14 protein-coding genes are annotated in these 18,099 nt (G+C 62.4%); 4 read left to right on the top strand and 10 right to left on the bottom strand.

The window, feature by feature from the left end; all coding sequences use genetic code 11:
* Window positions 1-42 precede the first annotated feature (42 nt).
* Window positions 43-288 carry a DUF2789 domain-containing protein gene (locus tag SC318_RS00870; protein ID WP_320429273.1) on the bottom strand — a complete coding sequence of 82 codons (246 nt, stop codon included), beginning with the start codon at window positions 286-288 and terminating at the stop codon, window positions 43-45.
* A gap of 32 nt (window positions 289-320) precedes the next feature.
* Window positions 321-1,901, bottom strand: a complete 1,581-nt coding sequence (locus SC318_RS00865; RefSeq protein ID WP_320429272.1) for a glycosyltransferase family 39 protein — start codon at window positions 1,899-1,901, stop codon at window positions 321-323.
* A gap of 178 nt (window positions 1,902-2,079) precedes the next feature.
* Here SC318_RS00865 and SC318_RS00860 point away from each other — a divergent pair, with 178 nt between their 5' ends.
* The 4 genes from SC318_RS00860 (at window position 2,080) to SC318_RS00845 (ending at window position 6,723) form a co-directional block, all read left to right on the top strand.
* Complete coding sequence (locus SC318_RS00860) at window positions 2,080-4,242, top strand: PA5441 family protein (protein WP_320429271.1); 2,163 nt, start codon at window positions 2,080-2,082, stop codon at window positions 4,240-4,242.
* Complete coding sequence (locus SC318_RS00855) at window positions 4,239-4,943, top strand: DUF3142 domain-containing protein (RefSeq protein ID WP_320429270.1); 705 nt, start codon at window positions 4,239-4,241, stop codon at window positions 4,941-4,943. The genes SC318_RS00860 and SC318_RS00855 overlap by 4 nt, the downstream gene beginning before the upstream one ends.
* Before the next feature lie 219 nt (window positions 4,944-5,162).
* Window positions 5,163-5,522 (top strand): helix-turn-helix domain-containing protein, encoded by a 360-nt coding sequence (locus tag SC318_RS00850; protein ID WP_320429269.1) that lies wholly within the window; start codon window positions 5,163-5,165, stop codon window positions 5,520-5,522.
* On the top strand, window positions 5,500-6,723 hold the full coding sequence (locus SC318_RS00845; RefSeq protein WP_320429268.1) for a type II toxin-antitoxin system HipA family toxin: 1,224 nt from the start codon (window positions 5,500-5,502) through the stop codon (window positions 6,721-6,723). Before SC318_RS00850 ends, SC318_RS00845 begins: the two co-directional genes overlap by 23 nt.
* Window positions 6,724-6,759: 36 nt before the next feature.
* Here SC318_RS00845 and SC318_RS00840 read toward each other — a convergent pair whose 3' ends face one another.
* The 8 genes from SC318_RS00840 to SC318_RS00805 form a co-directional block, all read right to left on the bottom strand.
* Window positions 6,760-8,208, bottom strand: coding sequence for an efflux transporter outer membrane subunit (locus tag SC318_RS00840; RefSeq protein WP_320429267.1), 1,449 nt, complete (start codon window positions 8,206-8,208; stop codon window positions 6,760-6,762).
* Window positions 8,205-9,260: an HlyD family secretion protein gene (locus SC318_RS00835; protein ID WP_320429266.1), complete on the bottom strand. Its 1,056-nt coding sequence runs from the start codon at window positions 9,258-9,260 to the stop codon at window positions 8,205-8,207. Before SC318_RS00835 ends, SC318_RS00840 begins: the two co-directional genes overlap by 4 nt.
* Window positions 9,261-9,275: 15 nt before the next feature.
* Entirely contained in the window at window positions 9,276-10,811 is a 1,536-nt protein-coding gene (locus SC318_RS00830; protein WP_320429265.1) for an MFS transporter, read from the bottom strand.
* 236 nt (window positions 10,812-11,047) lie between these two features.
* A complete protein-coding gene (locus SC318_RS00825; protein ID WP_320429264.1) occupies window positions 11,048-11,971 on the bottom strand; it encodes a LysR family transcriptional regulator in 924 nt (307 codons plus the stop codon).
* Window positions 11,972-12,031: 60 nt separating this feature from the next.
* Complete coding sequence (locus tag SC318_RS00820) at window positions 12,032-12,916, bottom strand: TauD/TfdA dioxygenase family protein (RefSeq protein ID WP_320429263.1); 885 nt, start codon at window positions 12,914-12,916, stop codon at window positions 12,032-12,034.
* A 220-nt stretch (window positions 12,917-13,136) separates the two neighbouring features.
* Entirely contained in the window at window positions 13,137-14,501 is a 1,365-nt protein-coding gene (locus tag SC318_RS00815) for an HlyD family type I secretion periplasmic adaptor subunit (protein ID WP_320429262.1), read from the bottom strand.
* The gene (locus SC318_RS00810; RefSeq protein ID WP_320429261.1) at window positions 14,491-16,647 is read right to left on the bottom strand and encodes a type I secretion system permease/ATPase; all 2,157 of its coding nucleotides are present in this window, start codon (window positions 16,645-16,647) and stop codon (window positions 14,491-14,493) included. Before SC318_RS00810 ends, SC318_RS00815 begins: the two co-directional genes overlap by 11 nt.
* A 39-nt stretch (window positions 16,648-16,686) precedes the next feature.
* Window positions 16,687-18,045, bottom strand: a complete 1,359-nt coding sequence (locus tag SC318_RS00805) for a TolC family outer membrane protein (RefSeq protein WP_320429260.1) — start codon at window positions 18,043-18,045, stop codon at window positions 16,687-16,689.
* Between the last annotated feature and the right edge of the window lie 54 nt (window positions 18,046-18,099).

Below are 18,099 nucleotides of genomic sequence, written 5' to 3'. Positions count from 1 at the left end.
CGGGGGCAAGCCCCCTCCCACATAGCGGGGGACGGTCATCTTTTAACCCCCTCGCCCGCCTCGCAACATCACATTCAACTCATCCACCACCACCGCCCAATCCGCATCCTCCAGAATTTCCTCGCGCAAAAACGCCTTCTGGCTGTCGCTCCAGAAAAACGCATCCGCCAGTTTCAACTCGGGCTTGAGCGGTGAATGAACCGCCACAAATTGCTCGATACTGACCGGGTCATCCGGCAGGCCCAGCTGTTTGAACAAGGCTGGCAGGCTGTGTACAGGCGATTCCATGGTGGACTCCTCATAAGCAGGTTGGGGAAAGTCTAGCGGCAGCCTTCAGGTTGCGGCGCGGGTGCGTTGCACAGCACGAACAACCTTGCCCTCGCCCCGCCGCCCTCCTGGCGGCTGAGTTCGCGCCAGCCGTCTGGCAGCGGCGCGAATTCATCGGGCGCTTCGTTGCTGCTCACCAGCCACACCCGGCGCGTGTCGGCGGGCAGTGCCGACAAATGATCAAGGTAGATGCGCCCGCCGTCCTGGTCCACCAGGGTGCCGAAACCATAGGCATTCGGCCGGGTCGAGGTTCCGTCGGGCTTGGGCGGTGTGAACAGCTGCAACTGCGCATCGGTCTGGTCGTAATACACGTAGCTCAGGTACCACAGCATGTCGCTGAGCACGATGCGATCGTCTTCCTGGTAATTGCGATTGATGAACTCCACCGGCACGTTGAACTGGTCCTGTTCATCCACCGTGAACGTATTCTTCAACCCCAGCAACTCCACGCCGGCAACCAGCACAAACAGTGCCGCACCCAGCCATGCCAGGCGTGACGGCAGGCGGTCGATGGCAAGCGCGATGAGGATCGGCAAGCCCAAGGCGTACACCGTGAGATAACGCTCGATAAACACCGGCGATATAAACGAAACCCCATACACCAGCAGCAGCGGCAACAGGAAAAACAGCGCCAGCAGGCGCGCCGGCCGAAAGTGCCAGGCCGTCATCACAACCACCGCAACCAACAGCAGCGGAAAGAGCCAGAACAGCGGCGGCCAGACTTCAACCGCTTCATCCTGCAACAGGAACTGCCAGATCATCGACGGCAGGGACAGCAGATTGACCGGCTCTTCCCAGCCAATGTCGCCGCCCACCTTGAGCTGGTCGACGTGCTGCACCAGGTTCAAAAGGTTGGGTAGCCAGGGCAGGTACAACAGCACAATCGTGACGTTGGCCAGCCACCATACCTTACGCGTAATCAAACGTTGGCCAGGCGGCTGCAACCCCAGGTACGCCCAATGCACCAGCACGCACAGCGCGGTGAAGTAATGGGTGTAGAAACCTGCGCTCATCAGCACCACATAAGCGGCCAGATAACGCGTGCGTTCGGGCTGGCGCATCCAGTACACCAGCGCCAGCGTAGCGCCCAGCAGCCAGACGCCGAGCAGCGAATACATGCGCACTTCCTGGCTGTAGCGCACCGCGGTGGGCAGCAGCGCCAGCAGGAGGCCGGCCAGCACTGCGGCGCGACGGGTAGACAGTTGCTGCGTCAGCCAGATACCCAGGCCCACCACAACGGCACCGGGGATCGCGCTCATGCTTCTGATCGACCCGATGCTGTCGCCAAACACCTCGATCCAGCCGCGCAGCAGCAGAAAATACAGCGGCGGGTGCACATCGTGGGCGGCGTGAAACCACAGGTCAGTCGCCGCATATTCGCTGAGCAACAGGCTTGAGCCTTCGTCACCCCAGATGGCCGCCGAGGTCAGGTGGTAAAACCGCAGGGCAACAGCCAGTGCCAGGATCGGCACCCACCAAAGGCGGCTGAGCCAACCCGCACCGTCCCAGGTCAGGCGATTCAAAGCAGGCACGGCCCGGATATTTTCGTTTTGCTCTACCACAGACCGACGCACCTCAATTCCCCTGGCATTGCTCTGATTGCCTACGCACACCAGCGCCACTCTAGGCCAAAAGCCCTGGATTGGCTGCTGGAATCGGACAAATCAGCAATTTGCGTAGGCCTTCACCGAAGCGCTTGTCGGATCAGGCTATGATTGCCGTCCTCCAAGGACCCAGGATCAAGGAAACGTTATGCGCATCGGTTTGCTGTCACCTCTGGCTCTGGCCCTGCTGGCCGGTATTCCCCTGGCAGCCCAGGCCAGTTCCGACGACTCGTGCTACCCCGATTGGCGGGTGTCGCGTGACAGTCTCGAACCCTGCAGCAACCAGCCCTTCCTCAGCCCAGGCAACGACAGCCGGGTCAACCTGCGCCTGTTGCTGGCCGACAAGAAAACCGCGCCACTGGCGCCCAATGCCTTGGGCGAAGACGACCTGGCCCAGGGTTTCGGCCCGGTGCCGTTCCCGGTGTACCGCCTGGTGCCGATTCCGGCCGGCGAGGATGAACCGGATAACCAAGCCGACGATTCCCGTACCGCCGAACTCGACACCCTGCTTCAGCCGCTGGGCATCAAGCGTGAGGACTACACCACCGCAGGCCAGGCTTTCCTCAGTGGCGAAGGCAGCCGCTGCCGCAGCAATGATGACGACAGCGCCACAGCGTTTATCAGCCAGGTGATCAAAGCCGACATGCCGCCCGCCGAGCGCGACGTGCTGGTCAGAGCCCGTTTACAGCTGCTGACCACCTGTGACGGCGACGCGCAGGTGGTGGACGCGCAGTTGACCCCGTCGGCCAATGCCCAGCTGTTTCGCACGTATCTGCAGGCCGCCGCTGATTTCTACGGCGGTCGCTTCGGTAACGCCGAACGCGGTTTCGCCGCCGCCTCCACCAGCGATGTGCCCTGGCTGAAGGAAACTGCGCTGTACATGACCGCGCGCACCTCACTGAACCAAGCCCAGGCCGAAGCGTTCGACGAATACGGCATGCCCCAGCGCGAGCAGGTGGATAAGTCCGCGTTGAGCGACGCCGAAGAAGGCTTTCTCGGTTACCTGAAAACTTACCCACAAGGCGCTTACGTGGCGTCCGCCCGTGGCCTGCTGCGCCGCGTGCATTGGCTGGCGAACGACCAGACCAAACTCGCCGAAGACTTCACCTGGCAGTTCACCGAGGCCACCGAGGCCCAGCGCAATGTCAGCCTGGACGCGTTGGTGGAAGAAGCCGACCTCAAATTGCTGATGGCCCGCAACCCGGCGGCGAACAGCCCGATGCTGCAACTGGTCAACGACCTGATGGCCATGCGCGCTCACACCCCGCCGCTGTTGAGCCGCGAAGACCTCGATAAACAAAAGAGCACCTTTGCCAACGAGCCGGCCCTGTTCGACTACCTGCAAGCGGCGTATGCGCTGTACGTGGAGCATAAACCCGACGCGGCGCTCAAGCACCTGCCGGCGGACGTGCCGTCGAACCTGGATTACTTTGCCTTCAGCCAGCAGACGATGCGCGCCCTGGCCATGGAAGCCAAGCAAGACTGGAAAGGCGCCGAAGCGCTGTGGCTGCAACTGCTGCCGCTGGCCAAGCAACCGTTGCAACGCGACCAACTGGAGCTGGCGCTGGCGATGAACTACGAGCGCAGCGGCCAGCTGGCCAAGGTGTTCGCCGCCGACTCGCCGATCAGTGCCAGGCAGGTGCGCTACATCCTGCTGCGCAACGTCGCCGGGCCCGACCTGCTGCGCCAGCAGATCGCCAAGGCCAGCGACCCGGCTGAACGCCAGACCGCGCAATTCGTGCTGCTCTACAAGGACCTGCTGCACGGCCAGTTCGCCACGTTCGCCGACGATCTCAAGCAAGCCTCGCTGTCTGAAGACAAACTTGGCACCAGCCTGGGTTACACCTACAGCAGCGGGCAAAGCCTGACGCTGTTCCAGTGGAACGGTGATAAAGCCGAATCCGGCTACGCCTGCCCCAGCATCGCGCAAACCGCTGCCGCCTTGCAGAGCGAGGCGAAAAACCCGCAAGCCCTCAACTGCCTGGGTGAATTCATCCTGCGCAATGGCCTGGACGGCATGCCGCTGGAGCAAGCCCGCGCCACCGGCAGCCTTGGCGGCACCGCTTCGGAGTTCAAAGGTGAAACCTTCTCGCGCCTGGAGGGTTACAAGCAGGTGATCGCCAACCCCAAGGCCGCGAAAACCGACAAGGCTTACGCACTGTTCCGTGCGATCAATTGCTACGCGCCGGCCGGCTACAACAGCTGCGGCGGCGAAGACGTGACGCCCGCCGTGCGCAAGGGCTGGTTCCGTCAGCTCAAGACCGGTTTCGCCGATAGCCAGTGGGGCAAGTCGCTGCAGTACTACTGGTGAAAACCCTGTGGCTGGGCCTGCTGTTGCTGGCAAGCCCAGCCTTTGGCGCCGTTGACGCCCGCGACTACGACGCCTTCTGGCTGTGGAGCGGCGTTGCGCCCCAGCCGGTGATCAAGCAGGCCAAGACCTTATATATCCTCCAGGGCCAGATCAACTCCACCCGCCGCGCACCGCAACGCGGTGTGCGCCTGATCGCCCAGGGCATGAGCGTGCCGCGTATCACCCAGGGCGACGTCTGGGTGGTGTACCGCGCCCACACCCTGCGATGGCCGGAACAGGTCTACACCCAACTGCTCGGCCAGGTACAACGCTGGCGTGAGGCGGGCAACCCGGTGGTCGGCATCCAGATCGACTTCGACGCCCGCACCCAATACCTGCACGAATACGCCGCCTTCCTGCGCGATCTGCGCCACCGCCTGCCGGCTGACCTGCGCTTGAGCATCACCGGCCTGATGGACTGGAGCAGCAACGCCGACCCCGCCGCCATCGCCCAACTCAAAGGCGTGGTGGATGAAGTGGTGGTGCAGACCTATCAAGGGCGCCACAGCATTCCCGACTACGCCGCGTATCTGCCCCGGATGAACCGGCTGGGCGTGCCGTTCAAGGTTGGCCTGATTCAGGGCGGGGAGTGGCAAGCGCCGGGGTATTTGCAGGGGAATGAGTGGTTTCGGGGGTATGTGGTGTTTTTGCAGAATCCTTAGATCGCATTGAGCCGAATGCTTCTCTGTAGGAGCGAGCTTGCTCGCGAAAAAATCAGGGCCTGCGCGTTTATCCAGAATGAATGTGTTGTCTGGAAGGCTTTCGCGAGCAAGCTCGCTCCTACAGGGACTGGCATTCGCATTGAGCTGGATATTTCTCAAACTGGATTAAACAATATGAATGATATAAGTTACCTTTAGCGAATTAAAGGGTGATATATCATGCAAACGACGGGCAAGCCGAACCCTCACAAAGGGTACATCTCAGAGCGAAGCGATGAGTTGATAAAAGGCATCGGAAACGGTATCGAAATAGCCCGTATACGTCGTCGGCTGAAGATTTCCACCATATGCAGTCGCGCGGGCATCACCCGGCAGACGTATCAGCGGCTGAGACAGGGCGAAGCCGGCGTATCCCTCGGTGTACTGATGAATGTGCTCAGCGCAATGGACCTGGAGGAAGGGATGGCGAGTATCGCATCGCCAGACCTTGACCAGGTGGGGATTACCCTGAGCCTCGCCCGTGAGCCTGACCGAATTCGCACAGAAGGAGACCCTCATGTCCTGGAAGCCGATTGGTAATGCATTTGTTTTTTCGGCTCACTCAATCGGTGATCCGGTCCCTGTCGGTGAAGTGGCCATGCACGGGGGTGGGTTCATTTTTCGCTACGCCAATAGCTGGCTCGCGAGACCCAACGCCTTTGCGATTGACCCGCTGAATCTGCCGCTGACCCACAACCAGTATTCCTCCACTCGCATGTTTGGAGCGCTGGACGACGCCACTCCTGACAATTGGGGTCGGCGTGTTCTGCTGGCTACGCACAAACAGCATCCACAGAACGACATCGAATGGCTGCTTGCCTCGCGAGGTGCAGGGGTTGGTTGCCTGTTGTTCAGCGCTTCACGACATCTGTTGCCAAGCCTGCACCAACCTCCGCAATTCGAAGATCTTGAAAAAATCATGGTGGGCCTCGATCAAGTCGATAAAGGTGATGTAGACCTGCCTTTGGAAATCGCCCGGCTATTCGAGTTTGGAAGCTCCATGGGCGGCGCCAGACCGAAGGTCACCGTGCTTCATGAAGGTAAGGAATGGATTGCCAAGTTCGGCCGCAGCGATGATGTTTTCGACCAGCCACGTGCTGAATTTGCCAGCCTGCAAATGGCGCAAGCTGCGGGCCTGCCAGCAGCGGGACACAAGTTGGTAGAGGTCGCAGGCAAAGCGGTTTTGATGGTCGAGCGTTTTGATCGGCATGAAGGGGCCGGCCGCGAGCACTATGTCAGTTGCAACTCTTTGGTAAGCGCCGAGAAGCCGAGAATGCGCGTTGGCGCGGTTGATAGTGACGTTTCCTACTCCAGAATCGCAGACGTTTTGAAGAAGGTCAGCGACGACGCAACGCGCGACATGCGTGAGCTCTACCGGCGTATGGCGTTCAATGTGCTCATCGGCAATAGCGACGACCACCTGAAACAAACCGGACTGCTTTTGACCCGCTCGTCGGGCTACTCGCTTGCGCCAGTATTCGACGTGCTGCCCCACCCCACGCAGCTAGGCTTGCAGGCGCTCATCATCGGGAATGAGGGAAGGGTATCGTCTATCAGCAATTTGCTGAGTACACCCGAGCGTTTTGGGTTGGGGATGGATGAAGCACGATCCATCGTCACTGACGTCTATGCCGTCGTGCGAAAAGCCTCCGGTTTTTTTGAGGCGGCAGGCTGCAGCGGTGCCGATGCCAGCATGCTTTCCACGGTATGCACCCGGTTTGAAACGCAGCTGATCGCATGACCTGGGTGCGCAGCCGAAGACGACGTCACGTCCGTCCTATTGCGCATCTGAACGCGCCAGCGGGTACACCGACTCCCAGCCACCACCCAAGGCTTTGTACAAGCCCACCATCGCCAACGACACTCCCGTAGAACTTTCCACCCACTGCTCCTGGGTCGCCAGCAGCGCACTTTGTACGGTAAGCACGTTGACGAAATCCGCCACGCCTTCGACGTACTGGTGCTGCGCGGTGGTCAGGGCGATCTGGTTCTGGCGCACGGCTTCGGCGAGGCTGTCGCGGCGCAGTTGGCTGGCGTTGTAGCGGGTCAACTGATCGTCGATTTCATGCCAGGCACGCAGCACGGTTTGCTGGTAGGCCAGCGCCGCTTCCTGCTGCTGGGCTTCGCGCAGATCCACCATGCCTTGCAGGCGCCCGCCGTTGAACAGCGGCAGGCTCAATTGCGGGCCGAAGGCCAAGGCGCGCGAGCCCCAGGAGCCGAAATCCGAGAGTTGCATGGCCTGGGAGCCGAGGCTGCCGGACAGGGTAATGCGTGGGTAGAAATCACCCTTGGCCACGCCGATGCTGGCGGTGGCGGCGTGCAGGCGGGCTTCGGCCTGGCGGATGTCCGGGCGGCGCTCGGCCAGCTCCGACGGCAGACCGATAGCGACCTGGCGCTGGGTCTGCGGCACGGCGGCGTCCTTGGACAGTTGCGCGTGCAGGGCCTGCGGTGGCTCGCCCATCAACAGGCTGAGGGCGTTGATCAACTGGTCCTGGCGCTGCTGCAAGTCCGGCAGGCGCGCCTCAATGGCGGCGACCTGGGCGGCGGCTTCGGCCACGTCCAGGTCCGTCGCCACGCCGTCGGCCAGGCGCAGCTGCGAGAGCTTGAGGCTGTGGCGGGCCACATCGAGGTTTTGCTCGGTGACGGCGCGGGTGTTCTGTACGCCACGCAGTTGGATGTAATCCTGGGCGGTCTCGGCCAGCACCGACAGCAACACGGCGCGGCGGTCGTTCTCCGCGACTTCCAGGGTGGCGTCGGCGGCTTCGGTCTCGCGCTTGACCCGGCCCCAGAAATCCAGCTCCCAGGCGGCGGAAAAGCCCATGTCCCATTGGTTGAACGCTGCGCGGCCGTTCTCGCCGGAGGGGTCGCTCAAGCCTTTGCCACTGTTGCGCTTACGCTGGTAGGCGCCGCCGGCATCGAGGCTGGGATAGCGCTCGGCGGTGGTCACCTGGCGTACGGCACGGCTTTGTTGCAGGCGGCTGCTGGCCAGTTTCAGGTCGAGGTTATCGCTCAGAGCACGGCGTGTGAGGGCCGACAACTGCTCGTCGTGGAACACGTCCCACCAGCGCTCCTGCAACGGGTCGCTGTTGGCCCGGCTGGCCGCCTGACGCCCCTGCGGCTCACTCCATTGGGCCACATGGGGGCCTTGTGGTCGTGGAAAATCCGGGCCGACGGTGCAGGCGCTCAAGCTGATCAGGCTCAGGGTGAGCCAGGCGAGGTGTCTCATTGTTGGGCCACCTCAGTTTGTTGCGCTGCGTGGGTGTCGACGCTGGCTTCTACCGACATACCGACCCGCAGGCGTTCGGTGAGCGGCTGGTTCGGCTCAAGCACAATCTTCACCGGTATACGCTGCACCACCTTGGTGAAGTTGCCGGTGGCGTTGTCCGGCTTGACCGAGGCAAAGGTCACTCCGGTGGCCGGCGCCAGACTTTCCAGATGGCCGTTAAGCACCTCGCCATCGAGGCTGTCGACCCGCACCTGCACGGCTTGGCCGGCCTGCATGTGGGACAGTTGCGTCTCCTGGAAGTTGGCCACCACATAGGCTTCGGCCAGCGGCACCACGGCGAGGATCTTGCTGCCCGGCGTGACATAGGCGCCAACCCGCACGGCACGCTCACCGACCATGCCGTCCACCGGCGCGACGATGCGTGTGTAGGACAGCTGATAACTGGCCATTTCCAGCGCAGCTTGGGCGCGCTTGAGACCCCCTTCAGCGGCGTCACGCTGGGCCGTGAGGATTTCCACTTGCTTGCGTTCGGCTGCCAGCACCGCCGTGGATTTGGCCAGGCGCGCGGTGGCCTGGTCGATACGGGTCTTGGCTTGTTGGGCGTTCTGCACAGTGCCCGCGCCGACGCCGGCGAGGTGGTTGTAGCGGTTCAGTTCGTGTTCGGCAAACGCCACTTCGGCGCGATCCGCCGCCACGGTGGCCTGGGCCTGGGCGATCACCGAGCTTTGGCGCTCCAGGGTCGCGGTGGCGTTTTTCAGCTGGGCCTGGGCGACCAGGGTGTCGGCGTCAGCGGCCTGGGCGGCGGCGCGAAAATCGCGATCGTCGATCAGCGCCAGTAACTGGCCGGCCTTGACGCGCTGGTTGTCTTCCACCCGCACTTCCTTGATGAAGCCCGCGACACGAGGGGCGACCAGGGTGAAATCGGCGGCGACGAAGGCGTCGTTGGTGGTCTGGCGCCGGCTGCCGAAGATGCCCGGCGCAACCAGGTACACCAGCACGCCCACGGCAAATACAGCGATGACGGAGACGGCAATTTTGTCTTTGCGTTTCATGAGAAGTCCTTGGGGTCAGGTCGGTGCGCGAGGCGGAAAAATCCGCGTGGGCATCCAGAAAATCAGCAGGATCAACGCCACCGCGACGCCCGCCATGACGACGTACAGGTCCGAAGACGTGAGCACCACGACCTGCTCGTGCAGGCGGTGCGCCAGGCCTGGCGCGTCAGCGTCGGCGAGCGGCGAGTTGCCCAGGCGGTCCACCAGCATGGTCGAGTGGTAATGCCCGCGCTGGGTGGTCAGCGTGTCCAGCACCGCGGTGGCGATCACGGCGGACAAGCCCTTGACGGTGTTGAACCACGCCGAGGCGAACGGCCCTTCGATGGGCTGAATGCTGCCGGTGGACAGCATCAGCAGCGGCAGAACGGCCATCGGCTGACCGAAGATCTGCAGCAGGTACCAACCGTAAAAATCATCGCGAATCCATGCCGAGGTCAGGTGCGAACTGCCGAGACAGCACACCACCAGCATGCCCAGGCCAACGCCCAGCACCCAGCGGCAATCGACCCAGCGCAGATTGCACAGCGCCGCCACCAACGGCAGCGCGATCAACTGCGGCAGCGCCATCAGCAGCATCACCGGCGCGGTTTGCAGCGGCCGGTAGCCCTGGACCTGAGTAAGAAAACTCGAGGGAATGATGATCACCGAGGTCAGCACCATCAGCACGCCGGCCAGCACGATCAACGCGAACGCCAGGTTGCGCAGGCCGAGCATCTGCAGCTTGAAGAACGGCAGCGGCTGCGACCATTCGTTAAGCATGAACAGCACCATCAACACCGTGCCGCCGCTGAGCAGAAAGGTGATTAGACCCGACTCGAACCAGTCCAGACGATTGCCTTGCAGCAAACCGATCACCAGCATGCAGATCGCCGGGAAGCCCAGCAGCAGGCCACGCCAGTTGAACTGCTTGAAGCGTTCCAGGCGCAGCGGATCCTGCGGCAAGCCGTAGGCGACGGCAGCCATCGCCACCAGACATGGCCCGACGATCTGCCAGAACGCCCATTGCCAGCCGACGTATTCGGTCCAAAGCGCCGCCAGCGGCGTGCCCAGGCTCGGGCCGAAGGTGGCCGTGAGTGCGTAACCGGCAAGGCCGTACAACTTGACGTTGGCCGGCAGGAAACGCAGCGCCACGGTCATCAGCATTGGCGGCAACGCGCCGCCGGCCAGGCCTTGCACGGTGCGCAGCAACAGCAGGCTTTCGTAGTTCGGGGCGAACGGGCACAGGATCCCGAGCAGCGTGAACAGGCCAATCGCGCCCAGGGTGAAGCGCCGCAGCGACAGCGTGACCGCGCACCACGGCGCGAACGCCATCGCAGCGACGGAAGTGGCGGTGTAGGCCGCGACCAGCCAGGTGCCTTCATCAAAACCGATGTACAGCGCACCACGGATATCGGCGAGGGCGACCTTGGTGACCATCTCGTTGAGACCGGACACCAGCACCGCCAGCAACACGCCGACCAGACCGATGATGATGCGCGGGCCGAACACCGGTGGGCTGAGCGCAGTGGGCTTGGCTGCGGCCTCGAGGGCAGGGGCAGCGAGGGACGTCATGGACAGGTAACTCGGAATGGGAATACCCGAGCAGTTTAATCAGGCTCTGGCATGACAAAAAGTTACTTGTTGGCAGGTTATAAGTGCGTCAGGCGCAATTCATCCAGTACTGCATGGGTTTTTAATGTGGGAGGGGGCTTGCCCCCGATTGCGGTCTGACAGGCACCTGATGTGAAACTGAAACACCGCTATCGGGGGCAAGCCCCCTCCCACATTTTGATCGTGCTCGGCTTGAGCTATCCGCTGGGCTGGGCTTCGAGCCAGGTGGCGTGGCAGCTTTCGCGCATGGTTTCGCGCAGCCATTTGTGGGCAGGGTCTTTATCGAAGCGCGGGTGCCAGGATTGCGCCAACACCAGAGTGGGCAGGGAAATCGGCAAGGCGAAGGCGCGCAGCGGCAGTTTCAGGCGCCGGGCGCTCAGGAGGGCTTCCTTGGGCACCGGCAGCAGCAGGTCGGAATCGGGCAGCATGAACATCGCGCCGTGAAAACCGGGGGCGATCATTGCCACATGGCGCTCCAGGCCCTGGGCGTTCAGGGCGGTGTCGATGGGGCCGCGAGCAATGCCGCGCCGCGAGATGCTGATGTGAGAATAGCTGGCAAAGCGTGCGGCGGTGATCTCTTCATCGAACAGCGGGTGATCCTCCCGGGCCAGGCCAACGAATGTGGTCGAGAACAGGTTTTGCACTTTCACTTCAGGGCCGGCCGGCAGGGTATTGCTCACCCGCAGGTCCAACCGCCCTTCGCGCAGCGCTTCGTCGTCGGTGTCGCCTTCGGGCACGAAGCGCAGTTCGCACAGCGGCGCTACACGTTGCATGGTGTCGAACAGTCGCCCGCCATACACGCCGATGAAGAAGTCATTGGCGCGCACGCTGAAGCGGCGGCGCAGGGTGCTCAAATCGACCTGGTCGGCCGAGCGAAACAACAACGCGGCCTGCTCCACCACGTTGCGCACCTGGCCTTGCAGCTCCAGTGCCTTGGGTGTCGGCACCAGACCGCGACCCGCACGCACCAGGATCGGATCGCCCACCGCCTCGCGGATCCGCGTGAGGGTGCGGCTCATGGCCGCCGGGCTCAGGTTCATCCGCCGCGCGGCGCCCACCACGCTGCCTTCATCGAGCAAGGCGTCGAGGGCGACCAGCAGGTTCATGTCCGGTAGTTGCATACCAAGCACTCGTGTTCGATTGGGAGTGAACTGGACGCAATGCTAGCAGGCTTTACCGGTTCAGAATGGCGCATCGCCCTGGATGGTGGTGCGAAACAGCTTGCGTCGCAGGTGACTTGGGCAGCCGGCGGCCAGGTGGATCAGCGAGCGGTTGTCCCAGAACACCAGGTCATGGGGCTGCCATGGGTGGCGGTAGATGTTTTCCGGCAGCACGCTGTGGGCGTAGAGCTGGGCCAGCAGGTCGCGGCTTTCGTCTTCCGGCAGGCCGACGATGCGGGTGGTGAAGCCTTCGCTGACAAACAGCGCCTTGCGCCCGTTTTCCGGGTGGGTGCGCACGATGGGGTGCACCACTTCGGCCACTTGGGCGAGCTGTTCCGGGGTCAGCGTGGGGCGCCAGTTGCCTTCGAATTTGGTTTCGCTGTAACGCGCGGTGTAGGAATGCGCGGCGCTGCGCCCTTCGACGGCTTTGCGCAGGTGCTCGGGCAGCTGCTCCCAGGCTTTGTGCATATCGGCAAACAGCGTGTCGCCACCTTCGGATGGCAGTTCCTGGGCATGCAGCATCGAACCCAGGCTTGGCAGTTCCTTGTACGACAGGTCCGAATGCCAGAACTTGCCGGCATCGCCCAGGCCGATGGATTGGCCGTTTTCGATGATGTTGGAGACGATCAAAATCTCCGGGTGGTTGGCCAGCAGGAACTGTTTGAGCACGTGGATTTGCAGCACGCCAAAGCGGCGGCTGAAGGCGATCTGCTGTTCGGGGGTGATGCGTTGGTCGCGGAATACGATGACGTGGTGGTCCAGGTGCGCGCGATGGATGCGGGCGAAGTCCTGGTCGTTGACCGGCTGGGACAAGTCGAGGCCGATGATCTCGGCGCCGACACTGCCGGGGAAGGGGCGGATGTCGAAGGTTTGAGGGGTTGGTGGGGCAATAGCGGTGGCGGACATGGTTTCACTCCCGGCGGTCAGGGGAGTGAATCTATAGGTGTGAAAAAGGAAGTTTAAATACTGTTAGGGCATATCGATATGGCGGTTTGTGGGGGGCTTGAGAAATGGGGTGATGCTTGGGGCCTCATCGGGGGCAAGCCCCCTCCCACACTTGATTTGTGAACGCATTCAAATGTGGGAGGGGGCTTGCCCCCGATGAGGCCTGCAAGACCGGCCGAGATTAACGCTCGTGCAACGCTTCAGCCCGCGCCTTGATGATCGGCTTGAGCAGGTAGCTGAGGATGCTTTTCTTGCCGGTGATGATGTCCACCGAGGCGACCATGCCAGGGATGATCAGCAGGGGCTTCTCGTCGGTGCCCAGGTGGCTGCGGTCGGTGCGCAGGGTGATCATGTAGTAGGTGGTTTTCTTGTCTTCATCGGTGATGGTGTCGGCGCCGATGCGTTCGAGCTTGGCCTTCAGGCCGCCATAGATGGTGTAGTCATAGGCGGTGAACTTGACCACCGCTTCTTGCCCCGGGTGCAGGAAGGCGATGTCTTGCGGACGGATCTTGGCTTCCACCAGCAGGGTGTCGTTCAGCGGCACGATTTCCACCATGTCGCTGCCCGGCTGGATCACGCCGCCGACGGTGTTGACCAGCAACTGCTTGACAATACCGCGCACCGGCGAGGTGACCAGGGTACGGCTGACACGGTCTTCCAGGGCGCGGCCGGTGGACTCAGCCTTGTTCAGCTCGGTGCGGGCCTCGTTGAGTTGGGTCAGGGCTTCGCTGCGGAATTTGCCACGGGTTTCGTCGATCTTGCGCTGCACTTCCTTGATCGCCGATTCGGCGCGGGGAATTGCCAGGGTGGTGGCGTCCAGCTGGCCGCGGGTTTCCATTTCAGCGCGCTTGAGGCGCAGCACTTCCACCGGCGACACCGCGCCCTGGGCCACCAGTGGCTCGGACATGTTGATTTCCTGGCGTTGCAGGGACAACTGGCTGCGGTACTGGCCTTGCTTGGAGGTGAACTCGCGCAGTTCCTGCTGGCGCTGCACCAGTTGCTCCTGCAAGCCGCCCACTTCGTCTTTCAACTGCTGACGGCGGCTTTCATACAAGGAGCGCTCGTTGGCGGCCTGGCTGGGCGCTGCCTTGAGCACCTCGTCGGGAATGTTCAGCGGGCGATCATCCACTTGCGCACTCAGGCGCTCGACGCGCAATTGCATGGCCAGACGCAGGGCCTCGGTTTCTCCGGCGTTGGACACGAACCGCGTGTCATCCAGGCGAATCAATGGCGCGCCGGCCTCGACGATCTGGCCTTCTTTTACATACAGCTCAGCGACGATACCGCCTTCCAGGTTCTGGATTTTCTGCAGCTTGGACGACGGAATCGCCTTGCCGTCGCCACGGGTCACTTCGTCGATACTGGAAAAGCCCGCCCAAGTCACCAGGAACAGGAAGAAGGCGATGATGGCCCAGATGGTCAGGCGGATGACCCGCGGCGCATCTTCGATCAGCGCTTTGTTGACCTCGGGCAGCGGCTGGCCCTGCAGCGAGTCGGAACCTTTGAAGTAGCGGCCGACCGCGCTCTTGATGGACTTAAGCAACACTGATCTGCCCCTTCTTCAACGCTTCCATGACCACGGCTTTCGGGCCGTCCGCGAGGATCTGCCCACGGTCGACCACCAGCAGGCGGTCCACCAGGGAGAGCAGCGAGGCACGGTGCGTCACCAGTACCACCGTCTTGTTTTGCACCACGGCTTGCAGGCGTTGTTTCAAGCGTTCTTCACCGGTGTTGTCCATGGCGCTGGTGGGTTCGTCCAGCAGCAGGATGGGCGGGTTGAGCAACAAGGCACGGGCCAGGGCAACGTTCTGGCGCTGGCCGCCGGACAGGTTCTGCCCGCGCTCGCCGACTTGCAGCTCATAGCCTTGCGGATGCAGGCGCGCGAATTCGTGCACGCCGGCCAGTTCCGCCGCTTGCAGGACCATTTCGTCCTCGACGTAGCGCGCGCCGCTGACCAGGTTGTCGCGCAGGGTGCCGGCCAGCAGCTGGATATCCTGGGCGACGTAGCCGATGTTGTGGCGCAGTTCGCTGACATCGATCTGGCGCACGTCCACACCGTCCACCAGCAACGCGCCGGAGTCGGGCTGGTAAAGGCCGACGATCAGTTTGGCCAGGGAGCTTTTGCCCGAACCACTGCGGCCGATGATGCCGATTTTTTCCCCTGGCTTGATCACCAGGTTGATGTTCTTCAGCGCAGCGTTCTGTTGATTCGGGTACGTGAAGTTCAGGCCCCGGCACTCGATGGCTCCCTGCAGGGTGCGGCGGCTCATGGGGCGCTCGTCGAAGTTGCGCTCCTGGGGCAGTTCCATCATCTGGTCCACCGAGGTCATGGTGACCTTGGCTTGCTGATAGCGCGTGAGCAGGCCCGACAACGAGGCCAGCGGGCTCAATGCGCGGCCACTGAGCATGTAGCAGGCGATCAGGCCACCCATGCTCAGGTTGCCGTCGATGATCTGGTACACGCCGAACACGATCATGATCACGCCGGCCAGTTGCTGGATCAGCAGGGTCATGTTCATCGACAGGCCCGACAGCAACTTCACCCGCAGCTCGAGCCGGCTCAAGGTGCCGATGGTCTGCTCCCAGCCGTACTGGCGCTCACTCTCGGCATTGTTGACCTTGACCGCATCCAGCCCGGCGAGGGTTTCGATCAGGCTGGACTGGCGCTCGGCGGCCAGGGCCATGGTGCGCTCCATGGTGGCCACCAGGGGTTTCTGCAAGGCGTAGCCGATGCCCAGGGCAATCGGGAACGCCAGCACCGGAATCCACACCAGATGACCACCGAGGATGGCGATCACCAGAAAGATCAGCAGCGTGAACGGCAGGTCGATCAGGCTGGTGAGGGTAAGCGACGCGAGAAAGTCGCGCAGGCTCTGAAACTCATGGATGTTCTGCGCAAAGCTGCCCACCCGGGCCGGGCGGTACTTCATCGACATGCCGACGATTCGCTCGAACAGCGTGGCAGAGATGATCAGGTCGGTTTTTTTACCGGCCAGGTCAAGGCACAGGCTGCGCAGGCTTTTGAGCACCAGGTCGAACAGGTACGCGCCGCAGATACCCACGGCCAGCACCCACAGGGTGGCGGTGGCCTGGTTCGGTACCACGCGGTCGTACACGTTCATCACGAACAGCGGCGCGGCCATGGCGATGATGTTGATCAGGAAACTGGCAGCGATGGCGTCGGTATACAGCCAGCGTGAACGCTTGAGGGTGTCACGAAACCAGGACCGCGCCCGAGGAATCAGGGTGCCGTGGTTGACGTCGAATTTGTGCTGCGGCTGGGCGAAGAAGACTTTGCCGATGTAGTCGTCGGCCAGCAGCTCGCGCTTGATCAGCACTTCACCGCCATCGCTTTCGCTGAGCAGCACGCGCGCCTGATCCTCGCCTTCCCAACCGACCAGCACGGTACTGCGCCCGTCCTTGAGCAACAGCAGCGCCGGCAACGCGATGGCCGGGATCTGTTCAAGCTTGCGTTGCAGCAGCCGGCCTTGCAGCCCGGCACGCGCGGCGGCACGTGACAGCAACTCGGCACTCAGGCGCTGCGACGGCAGCGGCAGGCCGGTGGTGAGCATGGCCGCGCTGGCCGGTTTCTGATGCAGGGCGCAGAGTGCCAATAACCCGTCAAGTAACGGGTCGTCGTGCAGCGTGCGTGGATCGTGACTGAGATGAACTCGACTGACTTCGGATTCCACGCGGTGCACTCTCGACTAACAGATGGGGCTATGGGTGACTCAGTTCATCCCAGGCAGCTGGACTTTGGGCTTCACATCGTTTTGCACGATGGAGGCCATTGGAGCGACTACGCCTTGGCTTTTGAGCAATTCGCCCATGGTCGCCTTGATTCGGTATTGAGTAAATAACTGAATGTTCTTGATCTCTTCCAGGCGACGCGAAGCGGTGAACAATTCGTTCTCGCTGTCGAGCAAGTCCAACAGGGTACGTTGACCCAGGCTGAACTGTTGCTGGTAGGAGGTGCGCACGCGGGTGCTGTGGTCCACATATTGCTGGGCCACCGGCAACTGCGCATTGGCATTGTTCAGAGCGTTCCAGGCCAGGCCCAATTCTTCATTGAGCTGGCGCAAGGCGTTGTTGCGGATGTCCAGGGCCTGGTTGGCCTGGTACGACTTCGACTGCAGGTCAGCCTTGTTGCTGCCACCGGCAAACAGGTTGAAGCGCATACGCACCATGGCTTCCCAGCCATTGCTGTGGTTGGCATCACCTGAGACGTTGTTGTCGGCGTTGGTGCCAAGCTCAGCGTCAAAGCGAGGGTAGAAGCTGGACTTGGCGGCATCGTATTGCTTCTCGGCGGCGGAGATGTCCGACTCGGCCGAGCGCAGCACCGGGCTGTTGTCGAGCATCTGGCGACGCGCTTCATTCAGGTCGGCCGGGAGCATGGCCATAAATGGCGCAGGGCGCTCGAGCTGGTCGGGCATCTGGCCGACGGCGCTGAGGTAGTTGGTTTGCGCATCGGCCAGGTTGGTCTGCTCGGTGATCAGGTTGTTGCGAGCCTGGGCCAGACGCGCTTCGGCCTGGTCCTGGTCGGCGCCGTTACCGACGCCGCGCTGGGTGCGCAACTTGATCTGGTCGTAGATGCGTTCGTGGTTGCGCAGGTTGTCTTCGGCCAGGCGCACGAACTCGCGGCGCGTCAACACTTCCAGGTAGACCTGGGCGACGGTCAGCGCGGTGCGCTCGGACGTACCGAGCAGGGAGTAGGCACGGGAGTTGACGTTGGCTTGTTGACGCCCGACTTCGCTGGAGGTGGCGAAACCGTCAAAAATCATCTGCTGCAGACGCAGGCTGGATTCGCCGCGGTTCAGCGTGTCCCAGTGGTTGCCGCTGGCGCCACTGTTGGCGCGAGTGGTGGCGTTGTCGGTGCCTTCGCGGCCATAACCGGCATTCAGGTCGACGCGAGGCAGGTAACCGCCTTGGGCTGCACGCAGTTGGTAATCGGCGGCGATACGGCTGTTCACACCGGCCTGAATTTCAGGGTGCACATCCAGCGCCTGCTGCATGGCTTGGGGCAATGTCTGGGCGTTTACGAAACTGGCGGCGAGGACGAACGGTATTGCCTTGAGCAGGTGCAGACGCATTAAAAATTCCCCAGGACTTTCTTGTCTCAAATCACAGCGATTAGCGCCGCCGCG

The organism is Pseudomonas sp. MUP55, from assembly GCF_034043515.1.
GTDB lineage: Bacteria > Pseudomonadota > Gammaproteobacteria > Pseudomonadales > Pseudomonadaceae > Aquipseudomonas.
The sequence above is the reverse complement of the archived record's forward strand: the minus strand, read 5'-3'. Positions and strand labels throughout refer to the sequence as shown.

What these genes read in the sequence shown, in the direction of transcription:
- SC318_RS00870 (WP_320429273.1), bottom strand. Translation starts at nt 288, where the DNA reads ATGGAATCGCCTGTACACAGCCTGCCAGCCTTGTTCAAACAGCTGGGC.
- SC318_RS00860 (WP_320429271.1), top strand. Translation starts at nt 2,080, where the DNA reads ATGCGCATCGGTTTGCTGTCACCTCTGGCTCTGGCCCTGCTGGCCGGT.
- SC318_RS00850 (WP_320429269.1), top strand. Translation starts at nt 5,163, where the DNA reads ATGCAAACGACGGGCAAGCCGAACCCTCACAAAGGGTACATCTCAGAG.
- SC318_RS00845 (WP_320429268.1), top strand. Translation starts at nt 5,500, where the DNA reads ATGTCCTGGAAGCCGATTGGTAATGCATTTGTTTTTTCGGCTCACTCA.
- SC318_RS00840 (WP_320429267.1), bottom strand. Translation starts at nt 8,208, where the DNA reads ATGAGACACCTCGCCTGGCTCACCCTGAGCCTGATCAGCTTGAGCGCC.
- SC318_RS00835 (WP_320429266.1), bottom strand. Translation starts at nt 9,260, where the DNA reads ATGAAACGCAAAGACAAAATTGCCGTCTCCGTCATCGCTGTATTTGCC.
- SC318_RS00830 (WP_320429265.1), bottom strand. Translation starts at nt 10,811, where the DNA reads ATGACGTCCCTCGCTGCCCCTGCCCTCGAGGCCGCAGCCAAGCCCACT.
- SC318_RS00825 (WP_320429264.1), bottom strand. Translation starts at nt 11,971, where the DNA reads ATGCAACTACCGGACATGAACCTGCTGGTCGCCCTCGACGCCTTGCTC.
- SC318_RS00820 (WP_320429263.1), bottom strand. Translation starts at nt 12,916, where the DNA reads ATGTCCGCCACCGCTATTGCCCCACCAACCCCTCAAACCTTCGACATC.
- SC318_RS00805 (WP_320429260.1), bottom strand. Translation starts at nt 18,045, where the DNA reads ATGCGTCTGCACCTGCTCAAGGCAATACCGTTCGTCCTCGCCGCCAGT.